The sequence below is a fragment of the Paenibacillus sp. V4I3 genome (assembly GCF_030817215.1).
Classification (GTDB): Bacteria; Bacillota; Bacilli; order Paenibacillales; family NBRC-103111; genus Paenibacillus_E.
Genome location: NZ_JAUSZA010000001.1, coordinates 7,868,475 through 7,882,035, shown reverse-complemented (window position 1 = coordinate 7,882,035; position 13,561 = coordinate 7,868,475). Strand labels below are relative to the sequence as shown.

Sequence of the window (13,561 nt, the reverse complement as noted above, 5' to 3'; positions counted from 1 at the left end):
ATCATAAATTTAACCCTTAAAGGCCTCTTGATTGAGTCCTTTATTTGTATGTATTGGAGCATGGGCTGGAGCCGCTGCTCTCTTTTTGATCAGCGATGTAAACAAAACTTGACATAATGTATGGTAAATAATATAATGTGTATATAATACTTTACTTATTTAAAAATATTAACAGAAAAGGAGAGGTAAATATGTCCTTTCAAGAAAAGAGAAACATCGTATCATTATTTACCACCTTACTCATTTTTTCTATCTATAGTATGTACGTGTTTCAAAAGTACCAAGAAGGGAGCTTTCATACTTCGAATGAATACAGCTTCTGGGGAGCCTTCATCTTAATCTTAATCCCAGTGTCGATTTTAGCAAAAGTCATCATTCATATCGCATTCAGTATGATCAATACCATAGCAACAAAGGAGAAAGAACCATTAATTACGGATGAGCTGGACAAATTAATTGAATTGAAATCCACGAGAAATTCTCATTATGTATTTATCATTGGGTTTCTTCTATCCATGATACCGCTGGTCATGGATCAACCACCCTATGTCATGTTCATCATACTTATTAGTTCAGGTTTATTGTCAGAGGTGGTTGGAATCATCACTCAGCTGTATCTCTATCGGAGAGGAGTTTAAGATGGGCAAAGGGCAAATTAGCAACAACATTCGGACCTTACGTTTTAACCATGATGAAATGACCCAACAACAATTAGCAGATAAAGCGGGGGTGACACGACAGACTATCGTTGCAATCGAGAAAGGTAATTACTCCCCATCTCTGGAATTGGCTTTTCGTATTGCTCACGTCTTCGGCTTAAAGTTGGAAGAAGTGTTCTCTTTTGAGGAAAATTAGGAGGGGTTAGAAATGACAAATCGTAACACCGAAGCTTCACCGCTTTTTTATTCTAGAGTCGCAGGGTTAGGGCTTTTACTTATGGCCATACTTGCTATGTTTTCTAATTTTTCTGTTATTGAGCGTCTTATTATCCCGGATGATGCAGCAACAACTGCTAATAACATCATAGCCAATGAAATGTTATTTCGGAGTGGATTTATTAGCTTCGTCATTGTACTTATTCTTGATGTGCTGGTAGCTTGGGTACTGTATGTTCTACTCAAACCCGTTAATAAGAATCTTGCCATGCTCGCAGCGTGCTTTAGGTTGGTATACACGGCCATTTTTGGAATCGCCTTGTCTAATTTTTTGAATGTTTTACCGCTTCTAAGTGGTGCTGAATACTTGACGGTATTCACAACAGATCAGCTACAAGCTCAGGTGATGTTACTGATCAATGCATTTAACAATGGATGGCTGATTGGATTAGTATTTTTTGGATGTCATTTGTTGGTCGTTGGTTATGTAATAGTCAAGTCAGGAGGCTACCTACCAAGAATAATTGGGCTCTTCTTGATCATTGCATCTGCGGGATATGTCATAGATAGTATTGCACATTTTCTTCTACCCAACTATACCGACTACAAAACGATATTCCTACTGATTGTAGCCGTACCTGGTGTGATTGGAGAGCTATCATTAGCTTTCTGGCTTCTGATTAAAGGTGTAAAGGTTCAACAGAAGCAATAGCTATCCATTGCTAAATCGATATTCACAAAACTAACCTCCCACGATGGGAGTTTTTTTATTTTCGAACCATATATAATTAATGGTAACACAGAGGCTCCGTGAGGGGCCTTTTCTGTTTGCCAATAGAGCAAATTGATCGAAAAGTTCATTTATGAATTCAATTGTAGAAAACTCATTGCTGTCTCATAGCCTCTGAAATAATTGTGAAATCCATTAAATCAATTTCAAAGTGTCCCATGCGAAAGCGATATCCCCAATTTCGGTTTCCTTTGGTGAAACTCATTCTGTCCATGAGGGAATGGGCGGGAGCCTCCGTACACTCATAATAATCGATGTTGCGTCGATATGGAATGAAGGATTCACTCATAGGATATTCGTACACTTCGTCATCTCTCACTTGTCCAATTGCTGTAAATGCTTGTAAAGGTTCACCGCCGTTTAAATCCGTTTTTGGGGAGTAATAGATTAGCCAATCTCCCTGTTTCATTCGCTTTAAGGGGGCAGCTTTTCCGTGACATAATTGAGCAAAGCCGCCTTCTACTCCTCTCATGACGTGCGATTTAGAGACGACTCCGATCCAATAACGCAGATTATTATTTTCCATATCAATCACACAGCCTCGAGTTCAATTTTTCTGGCCAACCGCAAAGTGATTCAACCGTATGAGGGATACGTTGTGAAATTTCTCCTCCGATTTGTGGCCCTAAAGTTTCAGCATTTGGACCGGTAATAATCATCGTGTGATTTACCCTCGTACCGTTTTCTACAGGGTCCATATCATGGGAGAAACTAATACTGATGCCAGCGCATCCCGCCCTTTCGGCTGTAAAGTTCCTTTTGTTCCTTAGTTTAACATGAACAAATTCATCCCATTCTTTCCAAGTGTCAATGTTGCTGTAAAGACCCCAAATGGTTTCCGCCTTCGCATCGGTTATAACGCTGTGTTCAAATTTCCACATTTTGATTGCTCCTCTTTTTATGGTTAGTCAGCTGCAAATTCTCGGCCAACGGTACCCATTTTGATTGTCATGAGAAATATCTCTTTTTTTGATGTAGGATTCTCCTACTTGAAGTGAGAATATGTTCATTATAACAACCTGCTCTTGACAACGTATTGTCAGGAGCAAGACGGAGGCTTTTTTCATGAAACGTTCTGATCGTATGCTTGCAATTCTTCTGGAACTACAGAGAAAAGGGGTAGTGCGTGCCGAAGATTTGGCAATGCGCTTCGAAATGAGCGTCCGTACGGTGTACCGTGATATGGAGGCCCTCTCGATATCAGGCATACCACTCCGCTCAACACCAGGTATTGGGTATGAGCTCATGGAAGGGTTCTTTCTACCGCCGATTCAATTTACGGCTCTAGAGGCGTCCATGCTGTTACTCGGGAGCGACTATGTAGCTAATACGTTTGATAGCACATATTGTGAAGTAGCGCATGCAGCACAAGAGAAAATAGAGGCAATCATGCCCGAACAGCAGCGGAAACAGGTTCAACAGCTTCGTGACAGTATTCATCTCCTGAACTTGGATGAAGCTTTTCATGCCCCGAACGTAACAGAATCCGCCCAAGAAATATTAGGGCTTGTACGCAGAGCCGTTTTGGAACAACGTGTGCTCTCCTTTACGTATAGAAGCCGTCGATCTTCCCCTTATGCATCCGAAGAACCCTCATCCTCACGAAACGTTCATCCCTACGGACTCGTTCATCTCAGAGGAATTTGGTACTTCGTGGGTCATTGCACCATGCGCAAAGAACTGCGTCAATTTCGTTTGGAGCGTATGGAGTCCGTTACTCTGTTGTCAGACACCTTTGAGCGTCCCTCCGAATTTCGGATGCATGAGTATGAGCCGGAACAAAACTTTCAACAAGAAGTGACCGTATCGTTCGCGAAAGAGGCACTTCCTTGGGTTCGAGAAAATCCCTCTTTCTATTTAATAAATTTGGAAGAACGAGAGGACGATGTCCTAGCGACGCTGCATTGTCGAAATGAACAAGATATTTTGCAATGGGTACTCAGTTGGGGGCGGTACGCACGCGTGTTACAGCCACAATCGTTGCGCGAGAGCATCAAAGTTCACGCAGCGTTTCTCGTCGATGCTTATCGGGAACCGGAACCCTATCCGACAGTCCACTCGTTTGAATTACCAATTGACAAAAGTCGATACCGATTTTATAATTCAAACTAAATCATATCAATTAAATACGGTTAGGTTCGAATATAAAGAGAAACCCTTTCCCGTGATCATATCCTTCGACTGGAGGGGTATGTTCATTTGGGTCAGGGTTTTTATTTATCTATTTGAAAGGGGAATTTGCATGTATCCGATAATCGATCTTGTAGAGCACCAGACCATTGCCACAGTACAAAAAGAAGAAGAACTAGAGCTTGCTTTGAAGAGTCAGGCCAATATTATTTTTCTGCTAGTGGGCTCCATCTTCAATGTTAAGGATTTGGTGGATCAGGTAAAAGGCGCAGGTAAGCAAGTTTTTCTTCATGTAGAATTTATTGAGGGAATAGTGGCTGATCGGACCGGAATATCTTATTTAGCGAAAAATGTAAAGCCAACGGGAATCATTTCAACAAAAGGTAACCTCATTCGGATAGCGAAAGACATGAATTTGATGGCCATTCAACGTATTTTCCTTATTGATCACAGCGCCGTGCTAAGAGGGATCAAAGCGGCGGAGCAAAGCCAGCCGGATGCAATTGAGGTCATGCCTGGCATTATGCCCCACATTATCGAGGGGCTAACTACGATGACTCCCTACCCGATTATTGCCGGAGGACTGGTTGACAATCAGCGAGAAATAGATGAGGCCTTACACGCTGGGGCGTTGGCAGTGTCTACAGGGAAGTCTGAGTTATGGCAATAGCGTAGTTGATAGCAGGATAACAACGGATTCAAAGTGGTAGGAGACTAGGAGAAACCTCTTTGGAAAAGGGTGCAGCGGGAGTATGCCCGTATGCCCTTTTTCAAGGAGGTTTTTTTATCGGCATTTATCGGACAGTAAGTTATTAGGATTGCAGGAGGCTTAGAGATGGATAGCATTTGGCATATTAGTTATTGGGAGTTAACACTTCGTATATTTGCTGCTGCCACTATGGGGGGAGTTATTGGTTTCGAAAGGGAATGGAGCAACCATGCGGCCGGTCTGCGAACGCACATTTTGGTGTGTATCGGCTCCGCAGCCATCATGCTTTTATCTATTTATGGATTTAACCAATTTGTAGATGAAACCAATGTGAGAATAGATCCGGCACGTTTGGCAGCACAGGTGATCACCGGCATTGGATTTTTGGGGGCTGGAGCCATCATGCGAAACGGTTCAACGGTTTCAGGGCTAACGACAGCGGCATCCATTTGGGTTGTTGCAGCGATTGGCCTATGTGTAGGTGCAGGTTTTTTTTACTGCGCTATTTTGGCAACGTTTATGGTATTAGTTAGCTTATTCGTCTTAAACAAATGGGAGAAACACGTATTTCGCTTCAGAAAGAATCAGGATGTAGTGATTCGGATCCATGATCGGATGGGGACACTGGATAAAATATCAACTTTATTCGTCGAACAAGGCATTCAGGTGATCAATGTGAAATTGAAACCGGATAACTCCGGGCAAAACGCATATGGTGTAGGGTCGATTATAGAACTGACATTCAGCGTTAAAATGAACAATATCGAAAAGTTGAATCGAGCGATTGAGAATATTTCCAAAACGGGTGATGTGCTCTCACTCGAGTCGCACCATTGGAATTTGCACAAAACCATGGAACCAGAAAAATCTCAGGCTGTATAAATTTAATGATTGCGCTTTCAGAATTGTTGTTGTATAGTGGCTATATCAAATTATATTGTATCTTGGGCAGAGACTAATGAGAACCCCTGATTACACTGTAATTCACTTTCTAATGGAAAAGTGAGTTCATGTGTAGTTGCGGGTTCTTTATCTTTTTTAGGGGGATTCATGTTGGAGCACAAAATGGAAATTACCTTACTAGGAACAGCCTGTGCGGTTGGCGGGATGGAAAGAGATAACACCTATTTCCTCATCCAAAACAGTGAAGATTGAACGATGGTAGACGTTGGCGGAAGTCCCTTGAGCAAGCTTGCTAAATTGGGAATCAGCGTCCATCAAGTGAAGGAAGTCATTTTCACACATTTTCATATCGATCATGTGTATGGCTTGCCATCCCTTCTATGGGGAATGTGGCTGGCCGGCCGAACGAAGCCTCTGATCATTTATTGTTCCTCTGAGAATGAGGTCCAACTAAAGAAATGGCTAGAGGTGATTGATATTCATCAATGGCCCGTGTTATTTGAAGTTCAGATCCATACGTATGCGTGGAGAACGGAATCACTGTTGATCAAAGAAGAGGAGTTAGAGATAACGACCTTTCCAAGTCTGCATCTAGGTCCGACTGTTGGGTTGAAAGTCCTGTATAAGGATAAGGTGCTGGTTTATTCGGCAGATACTGAGCCCAATAGTTGGATCAAAGAACAAAAGCAGATTGACATATTGATTCACGAAGCGACAACAGCCGAACGTCCACTGGTTAATCATTCGAGTTTACAGGAAATAATCGATTACTATCCATTGGAACGTATTGATCAGGTGGTTGCCGTTCATTTAACCGATAATGAGCCTTATGTTCGCGTCCTCGAGAGTCAAGTATCAGCTATTAAGGATAAAATAAGCATTGGCTTTGATTTCATGAAAATTAATCTATGATGATGTGTAAGGGAAAGAGACGAGTAGAATCCCAAACCTATCAGATTGACTTTAGCCGGAAGGTGGAGTCTGTCTTAGGGTTTGGGATTTTTTTCGAATTGAACCATATGGGAGTTGGAACAGATGAGAGATTTTGCTGGATATATATTTGATTTGGATGGCACTATTTATCTGGGGGGGCGCTTGATTGATGGCGCAGCTGAGGTGATCGAATTCCTACAATCGAGGCATAAAAAAATCTTATTTTTAACGAATAAAACGATTGAATCCAGAGACAAATATGTCGTAAAACTGAATGGTTTGGGCATAAAAGTCGGGATTGACCAAATCTTGAGTCCAACGCTTGTTACCATTCGGTTTTTAAAAGAAAAATACAAGGACTGTAAAATATACGTGATCGGGGAACCGTTGATCAAAGAAGAATTCAAGCAAGCGGGGTTTACATTCGCAGCATCGCCTGAAGAAACGGATGTCGTCATCACCTCATGGGATCGTGAGTTTCATTATTCTCATCTGGATTTTGCCTATCAAGCGATTAAGCAAGGAGCTATGGTGCTTGCCACAAATCCGGATAGAACTTGTCCAATGGAAGGAGGGGATGTTCCGGATTGCGGGGGGATGATCGGAGCTATTGAAGGTGCAACAGGCAAGAAAATTGAACTCATTACCGGTAAACCGTCCGTTTATATGGCCAAAGCGGCATTGGAAAGCTTGCAGCTGAATGCAGATCAATGTCTTATGACAGGCGATCGGATTGAAACCGATATTTTGATGGGTAAACTAGCGGGTTTGCACACGGCATTGGTTTTGACGGGAATTACGCAAAAGGAGGATATTCAAAAGGCCGACTATCAACCGGATTATATTCTCAATTCCGTATATGACCTCTTGTTAGGGAAGACCATCGAAGAGACTGCAAGTACATTTGAATGAAAAATGGTTGAAATGAGACGACGAGATCATGGGTGAAAAAGAGGAGGAGAGCTATGAATCGTAAGTTCAAACAAACTGTCGCTCGTACGGTTGCTCTGTCACTATTCGCCGCTTCGGCCGCTACTGGGATCGGTATCCCGGCTGTGTCGGCATCGGCGGCATCGGTACCAGCTGTACTTATAACGGAGCTGGTTCCGGATACGGTCAACGTAAATTCGAATGACGGTTACGAATATGTCGAGCTTTACAACGCTTCTGATGATCTGATTGACTTGACGGGGTACAGGCTTCAAGGAAAAATTGACGGTGTCTTTAAATGGGAAGGAACACTAGGTGGTAATGTGCGTATTCCCCCTCGTGAAACGGTGCTGATCTGGACGCAAAACAGCACGATCAGTGAAAACACACCACAATTGACGCGTGACCAGTTCAGAAGCAATTATGGTATCGCTGAGTCCGACCTGCCGAATGACCGTATACATGTTCTGCAAAACGTTTCTGGCTTGTACAACGGAAGCTCTTCACAGAAAAATATCGGCATTTCCCTAGTCGACCTGCGCGGTTCGGAAATTGCTGTCGCCACATATTTCGTGAATGCCGTTGATGATACGTTCGAAAACAAAGGCATATCGTTTAAGCAACCTTCCTCCGGCATCGCTATGGTACATAACGGCGGAAATAAGACAGCGACGCCGGGACGTATCGCCTCCGATGAAGTGCCGGGAGTCGCGCCGGGCGACGTGATTGCAGCCGGGGGAGACGGCGGCTTGACGCTGTCGTGGACGCCGAGCAGCGATCCGAATGTGATCGGCTACCGGATTTATCCCCGGAACGGACTTTCGACGGCGTCGGTCACGGATGTGACATACACATATACCGGGCTGACGAATGGATCCGATTATTCATTTACGTTATCGTCCGTCTATGCAGATGGGGGCGTATCCCCAGCTTCGCTCCCGGTACGCGGGAAGGCGGGCATTCCGGTTATTCCTGCTGTTACGACTGGTTTACAAGCGCTTCCTCGCGATAAGGCGATTCGTCTGAGCTGGGACGCTTCTACCGAGGGGGATGTTGCTGGATATCGTGTTTATGAAAACGGCGTGCAGCTGCCGGATTTGGTGACAGGCTCCTCCTATGTGGCGACAAGTTTAACGAATGGACAAAGCGTTACCTTCGCTGTCTATACCGTCAATCAGTCAGGGTTAAAGTCCGCACAGCCCGCCGTGGTTGCACAAAAACCGCAGGCGGCTCCCTCCTTTGTAATTACGGAGATGGCGCCAAATACGAAAAACATCGACTACAAAACCGGCGGGACAGATGCATTCGAGTTTATTGAGCTGTACAACTCTACCTCTACGCCCATTAACGTCAAAGGATTTACTTTAAAATACATGGCAGGCGCAACCGTTTATGATTATCCCATCACGGAGAACAAAATGATTGCACCGCAAGGGACGTTCATTATTTGGTTCAAAAACACCAACGTACAGCAGGTTGGACTGCCTGAGTTCAATCTCGCTTATGGCAGCTCGATTACGGAGGATCAGATGTTCGTAGTCGTAAACGGCGGCATGTCGAATTCGGCTTCACGGCGTGTACAGTTTTTCGATCCTGACCATATTTTGCTAACTGACACGACCTACAATGTAGAAGATATCGGTGAAAGCATCAGTGCCAATTTTATTCCGGATCGCGCCAATGGGGTTGTTTCGACCGGCAGAATACCCATGCAGACAAATCCGGGCTTCCTGTATCCGGTGCAGAAGGTAGCCGATCCGGCGGATACGCTGCCGCCAGCTGCCCCTACTGGCATACAGGTCACGGCTGGTGTCGGCGGAGTGAGGGTGACCTGGAGCGATATGCTCGAGCCGGATGTTGCCTATGTGAACGTATATGTGAATGGCGTGGCGCGAAATAAGCTGCTCATACCGGAGAATGAGGCGATTATTGAGGGACTGGAAAACGGGACGGCCGTTACCTTGCAGGTGAGCACGATCGATACGGCCGGCAGAGAATCTGTTCTGACGGCTCCGATCGTTGCAACGCCGACGGCTGATGCTATGCCGGGCGTAATGATAACGGAAGTTGTTCCCGACACATGGAACACAGAGCCGCTCGAATCGCGCGATGTCTACGATGCGTATGAGTTCATCGAACTGTACAATCCGCGTTCGGTGCCGTTCGACCTGAACGGTAAAACAGTGCGGTTCACTCAGCCGGATGACGCTGCGAAAAGCTGGTCGTGGACATTCGAAAAGCAGACCCTCATCGGGCCGAAAAAAACCATTCAATTCTGGGTACGTCCGAATGGGCTTAACTATTTGAAGCCGGACGGATTTAACTTTTCCTATTACGGCTTCCAAGTAGCAAAGTATGTTGTGGATTCGGCTTTCGTATATGGCGACGGCGCAGGCGGATTATCCAACAGCGGCGGTATCATCGATATCGTCGAACCGAACGGTACTGTACTCGTTTCGGCAGCATATTCAGCCGGTCAGTTTCTCGAGAAAAAAGGGATTGCCTATGCCTATCCGATGTTCGGCGGCACTGTCATGCGGACCCTCGGCGTGCAGCAAACCGGGTCGCCTGGGGTAGTTAACTCTACGCAAATTCCTCGCGAGTCGACGCATGACCAAACTGCACCTGCCGCACCTGCAGGGTTTCAAGCGGAGCCAGGCCGAGGTGAAGTGTTTGTCAGCTGGCAGCCAAATGCGGAATCCGACTTGGCTGGGTATCGGCTGTACATGGGCGGACAGCTTGAGGTGACACTGCCGGCATCGGTTACGTCGTACAAGATACCGGCACTTCCGGGTCAAGTTGCGGTGACGTTCGAGTTGAGCGCGATAGATAACTCCGGCAACGAATCCGCGCGCGTATCGGCTGCGGTTATGCCGACCTACCCACTGATGACTCAGGTAGAACGCGAGCCGAGTCCTGCGAATGCACTTACTGAATCTCGGTACAGGGTGGCATGGGATGTCGGGGAGAAAGGTCCGATCATCCCGGGTCTTGTACAAGGTCACGTTCCTCAGGGTATGTCATATTTTGCGGATAACCAGCATGAATGGATACTGATGGCAGCGTATCACTACACGGGGGACCCGAGCACTCTGGCAATCGTCGATGCAAAGACAGGTACTTTGGAGAAATATGTTAACCTGAAAAATCCTGACGGTTCCATATACACCGGGCACGCGGGTGGTGTTGCGGTAAGCCGGGATAATATATGGCTATCATCCGGCAAGAGAATGTACCGAATGCCGATTCAGACGCTAATTGATACGCCGGATCAGGGCTTTGCGCAATTTGCGGATTCGTTCGGTGTTGTGACGAATGCCTCATTCGCAGCGTACGAGGACGGGATACTGTGGGTTGGAGAATACAGCAACCCGCCTTCCTATACGACAAGTCCATCGCACCAGATGCAAAACCGCAACGGGGAGTCGCATTTGTCGTGGATTGTTGGCTATGAGCTTGATATAAACGACAGACTTCCATCCGATACACCAAGCTTCCGGGAAGAGAGCATGGACAAATTTGTGCCTAAATATGTGATAAGTATCGGAGATAAAATCCAAGGTGTGGCGTTTAACAAGGGAGAAGTGCTGCTCACTTACAACCATGGGCGGCCATACAACTCGATTGTACGCTATGCGATGCCGAACGTCTCTGACTTGTCTACGAAAAATGCGGAAACGTCCATCGGAGGCGTTACCGTTCCGGTTTGGTTGTTGGACAACGTGAATAAAACCGGTTCGATCAACGTTCCAACCGGTGCCGAGAATATGTTCATCCGCAATGAGGACGGTGCTGATCACCTGTATGTGAATTTCGAATCGGGTGCGAACCATATGCGGTTCATGTCGTCCTATTCGATGGATCGATTGCTTAAGCTGAATCTGGATCAGCTGCGTGCATACGACAACCGGACATTAGCAGGTGTTCCTCAGGAATTGAAGATCGGAGCTCAAGCGCAGGCGACCGTACTTGCAGACCGTGGTAAAAGCAATGCTGAGGACGTAACGGGTAGCTATATCTGGACGAGCAGCGAGCCGTCAATTGTCGAGGTCACAGCGGAAGGCCGCATTCGCGGCATAAAACCGGGCACAGGAACGATTACTGGTACGGCCGGAGGGAGTGTGCTGAAAGCCACCGTACGGGTAACCTCTCCGGACTCGATTCGCGCAGACTTTCCTTCTAGCGGACGTATGACGGAAGGCACGTCGTTCCAGCTTGCGATCAAAGCTGTTTATGCGGACGGGTACGAGAGTGACGTAACGTCACTGGCTGCTTATGCGGTCAAAGGAAGTTCTGAGGCTCTCGAGGTGAACAGCAAGGGATTAGTCCGGGCCGTTAAACCAGGTACCAACGTGATATCGATCGCATTCGACGGAAAAACGATTGAGATGAAAATAATTGTTAGTCCAGAAGAGGCCGGGGGTAACAATAGGGATACCAAAAAGTATTAGGATATTCGGCCGTATGAGAAGAATAAACAAAAAAACGACTTAATTCCAAACGGTAGAGACGAAGGAGAACCTCTTTGGAAAAGATGCGGTTTATTTACGCATTTTTTCTTAGGGGTTTTATATTTTACTTGGAGGCGAACCATACATGAAACCTGCATTTTCAGCAGCTAACAGACCGATTATCTTAGAAACGATGGCGCAAAGCGAGCTTGATTTATTGGTTATCGGAGGCGGAGTCACAGGAGCTGGCATTGCGCTCGATGCAAGTGCGCGCGGCATGAGTGTCGGCTTGTTGGAGAAGAACGATTTCGGTTCCGGCACAAGCAGCCGTTCTACGAAGCTTATTCACGGCGGATTGCGGTATTTGAAGCAAGGAGACGTCAAGCTTGTGCAGGAGGTTGGACGGGAAAGGGCAATTTTGTACAAAAATGCACCGCATCTTGTCATTCCCGCACCGATGCTTCTCCCTGTATACAAAGGCGGGACGTACGGTTACCTTGCCTCGTCAATTGGGTTATACATCTATGATTGGCTGGCAGGAGTGGCCCGTAAGGAGCGGAGAAAAATGTTTGACCGTCAACAAACAGCCCAGCTAGAGCCGCTGCTGAAACAGGATGGCCTGAAGGGTGGCGGGCTATATTTCGAGTACCGTACGGACGACGCCCGACTGACGATTGACATTATGAAGACTGCTTACGCGCAAGGCGCCAGCATCGTGAACTATGCCGAAGTAACGGGGTTTATTTACCGTGACGGTAAAGCGGTGGGTGTTCGCGTACACGATCGTATTAACGGGACGTACACGCAAATTAACGCCAAACATATTGTCAATGCAACCGGACCGTGGGTCGATAAGGTGCGGGATATCGACGGTTCCTTGAAAGGGAAACGCTTGTTCTTGACTAAGGGTGTCCATCTTGTTGTCGATTACGAGCGGTTTCCAGTAAAGCAGGCTGCGTACTTCGATACGCCGGATGGCCGCATGGTGTTCGTCATTCCGCGTGGAAAGGTGACATATCTCGGCACAACGGATACTGTCTATTCGCAATCCATCGAGAGCCCGAGAACGACGAAAGAGGATCGCGACTATATTATCCGCGCGGTGAATTTTATGTTCCCCAGCGTCGGGCTTACAACGGACGATATCTGTTCCCATTGGGCGGGGCTTAGACCGCTTATTTACGAAGAAGGCAAAGGCCCTTCCCAGCTGTCGAGAAAGGATGAGATCTTCGTTTCCGACAGCAAGCTCATTACCATAGCCGGCGGCAAGCTGACGGGTTTCCGCAAAATGTCCGAGAAAGTCGTCGACCTTGTCGCCCGTGAGCTGCATAACTCCACTGGACGAAGCTACTCAGCTTGCAGTACGGATAGGATTACGGTGAGCGGTGGAGAAGTTCACCTGAGTGGTGCAAGCTATGCGGAATGGAAGAAAGAAATGGTGAGATTGGGAGCCGCACAAGGCGTAAATCAAACGGTCATGCAGGATTGGATTGATACGTTCGGTTCGAATGCCCTTCGTATTATGGACCGTCTGCCGGCTTTGAGACAGGCAAACATTCCACTAGAAATGCATTGGCTGCATGCAGAGCTGATGTACTGCATGGAAGAAGAAATGACCGTCAACGTGTCCGATTTCTTAAGACTGCATACCGGTTGGACGTATTTCCAACTGACCAAGGCGGAGAAATATGCTGACGCTGTATTTCAAATACTTTGCAATCACCTGTCTTACGACGGGGCTCAGAAAGAAAAACAGCTCAACATGATGGAAGCGCTATTCGCTTCTATTTACGATCTCCCAGTAAATGATCATGCAATCTAAAGAACGGGGTGATAGGAG

The 13,561-nt window shown here is 46.4% G+C and carries 12 protein-coding genes; 10 read left to right on the top strand and 2 right to left on the bottom strand.

The window, feature by feature from the left end; all coding sequences use genetic code 11:
• Window positions 1-191: 191 nt before the first annotated feature.
• From QFZ77_RS36300 to QFZ77_RS36290, 3 genes are read left to right on the top strand one after another with little or no spacing between them, the layout of a single operon-like run.
• Window positions 192-638 carry a hypothetical protein gene (locus QFZ77_RS36300; protein WP_307448418.1) on the top strand — a complete coding sequence of 149 codons (447 nt, stop codon included), beginning with the start codon at window positions 192-194 and terminating at the stop codon, window positions 636-638.
• Window position 639: 1 nt separating this feature from the next.
• The gene (locus QFZ77_RS36295; RefSeq protein WP_307448415.1) at window positions 640-855 is read left to right on the top strand and encodes a helix-turn-helix transcriptional regulator; all 216 of its coding nucleotides are present in this window, start codon (window positions 640-642) and stop codon (window positions 853-855) included.
• Window positions 856-867: 12 nt separating this feature from the next.
• The gene (locus tag QFZ77_RS36290; RefSeq protein ID WP_307448412.1) at window positions 868-1,587 is read left to right on the top strand and encodes a DUF4386 domain-containing protein; all 720 of its coding nucleotides are present in this window, start codon (window positions 868-870) and stop codon (window positions 1,585-1,587) included.
• A 172-nt stretch (window positions 1,588-1,759) separates the two neighbouring features.
• On the opposite strand, the gene QFZ77_RS36285 is transcribed toward QFZ77_RS36290, so the two are convergent.
• Together QFZ77_RS36285 and QFZ77_RS36280 are read right to left on the bottom strand one after the other, a co-directional pair.
• Window positions 1,760-2,191, bottom strand: coding sequence for an EVE domain-containing protein (locus QFZ77_RS36285; RefSeq protein WP_307448409.1), 432 nt, complete (start codon window positions 2,189-2,191; stop codon window positions 1,760-1,762).
• A gap of 1 nt (window position 2,192) precedes the next feature.
• Entirely contained in the window at window positions 2,193-2,546 is a 354-nt protein-coding gene (locus QFZ77_RS36280) for an SRPBCC family protein (protein WP_307448406.1), read from the bottom strand.
• Window positions 2,547-2,730: 184 nt separating this feature from the next.
• Here QFZ77_RS36280 and QFZ77_RS36275 point away from each other — a divergent pair, with 184 nt between their 5' ends.
• From QFZ77_RS36275 to QFZ77_RS36245, 7 genes are all read left to right on the top strand, one after another.
• A complete protein-coding gene (locus QFZ77_RS36275) occupies window positions 2,731-3,777 on the top strand; it encodes a helix-turn-helix transcriptional regulator (RefSeq protein WP_307448402.1) in 1,047 nt (348 codons plus the stop codon).
• A gap of 130 nt (window positions 3,778-3,907) precedes the next feature.
• On the top strand, window positions 3,908-4,465 hold the full coding sequence (locus QFZ77_RS36270; RefSeq protein ID WP_307448400.1) for a glycerol-3-phosphate responsive antiterminator: 558 nt from the start codon (window positions 3,908-3,910) through the stop codon (window positions 4,463-4,465).
• A 165-nt stretch (window positions 4,466-4,630) separates the two neighbouring features.
• Window positions 4,631-5,386, top strand: a complete 756-nt coding sequence (locus QFZ77_RS36265) for an MgtC/SapB family protein (RefSeq protein ID WP_307448397.1) — start codon at window positions 4,631-4,633, stop codon at window positions 5,384-5,386.
• A gap of 276 nt (window positions 5,387-5,662) precedes the next feature.
• A complete protein-coding gene (locus QFZ77_RS36260) occupies window positions 5,663-6,319 on the top strand; it encodes an MBL fold metallo-hydrolase (RefSeq protein WP_307448395.1) in 657 nt (218 codons plus the stop codon).
• 123 nt (window positions 6,320-6,442) lie between these two features.
• Window positions 6,443-7,252: an HAD-IIA family hydrolase gene (locus QFZ77_RS36255; RefSeq protein ID WP_307448393.1), complete on the top strand. Its 810-nt coding sequence runs from the start codon at window positions 6,443-6,445 to the stop codon at window positions 7,250-7,252.
• Between the two features lie 53 nt (window positions 7,253-7,305).
• Complete coding sequence (locus QFZ77_RS36250; RefSeq protein WP_307448391.1) at window positions 7,306-11,721, top strand: lamin tail domain-containing protein; 4,416 nt, start codon at window positions 7,306-7,308, stop codon at window positions 11,719-11,721.
• A 145-nt stretch (window positions 11,722-11,866) separates the two neighbouring features.
• Window positions 11,867-13,543 (top strand): glycerol-3-phosphate dehydrogenase/oxidase, encoded by a 1,677-nt coding sequence (locus QFZ77_RS36245; RefSeq protein ID WP_307448387.1) that lies wholly within the window; start codon window positions 11,867-11,869, stop codon window positions 13,541-13,543.
• The last annotated feature ends 18 nt before the right edge of the window (window positions 13,544-13,561 follow it).

What these genes read in the sequence shown, in the direction of transcription:
- QFZ77_RS36300 (WP_307448418.1), top strand. Translation starts at nt 192, where the DNA reads ATGTCCTTTCAAGAAAAGAGAAACATCGTATCATTATTTACCACCTTA.
- QFZ77_RS36295 (WP_307448415.1), top strand. Translation starts at nt 640, where the DNA reads ATGGGCAAAGGGCAAATTAGCAACAACATTCGGACCTTACGTTTTAAC.
- QFZ77_RS36290 (WP_307448412.1), top strand. Translation starts at nt 868, where the DNA reads ATGACAAATCGTAACACCGAAGCTTCACCGCTTTTTTATTCTAGAGTC.
- QFZ77_RS36285 (WP_307448409.1), bottom strand. Translation starts at nt 2,191, where the DNA reads ATGGAAAATAATAATCTGCGTTATTGGATCGGAGTCGTCTCTAAATCG.
- QFZ77_RS36280 (WP_307448406.1), bottom strand. Translation starts at nt 2,546, where the DNA reads ATGTGGAAATTTGAACACAGCGTTATAACCGATGCGAAGGCGGAAACC.
- QFZ77_RS36275 (WP_307448402.1), top strand. Translation starts at nt 2,731, where the DNA reads ATGAAACGTTCTGATCGTATGCTTGCAATTCTTCTGGAACTACAGAGA.
- QFZ77_RS36270 (WP_307448400.1), top strand. Translation starts at nt 3,908, where the DNA reads ATGTATCCGATAATCGATCTTGTAGAGCACCAGACCATTGCCACAGTA.
- QFZ77_RS36265 (WP_307448397.1), top strand. Translation starts at nt 4,631, where the DNA reads ATGGATAGCATTTGGCATATTAGTTATTGGGAGTTAACACTTCGTATA.
- QFZ77_RS36260 (WP_307448395.1), top strand. Translation starts at nt 5,663, where the DNA reads ATGGTAGACGTTGGCGGAAGTCCCTTGAGCAAGCTTGCTAAATTGGGA.
- QFZ77_RS36255 (WP_307448393.1), top strand. Translation starts at nt 6,443, where the DNA reads ATGAGAGATTTTGCTGGATATATATTTGATTTGGATGGCACTATTTAT.
- QFZ77_RS36250 (WP_307448391.1), top strand. Translation starts at nt 7,306, where the DNA reads ATGAATCGTAAGTTCAAACAAACTGTCGCTCGTACGGTTGCTCTGTCA.
- QFZ77_RS36245 (WP_307448387.1), top strand. Translation starts at nt 11,867, where the DNA reads ATGAAACCTGCATTTTCAGCAGCTAACAGACCGATTATCTTAGAAACG.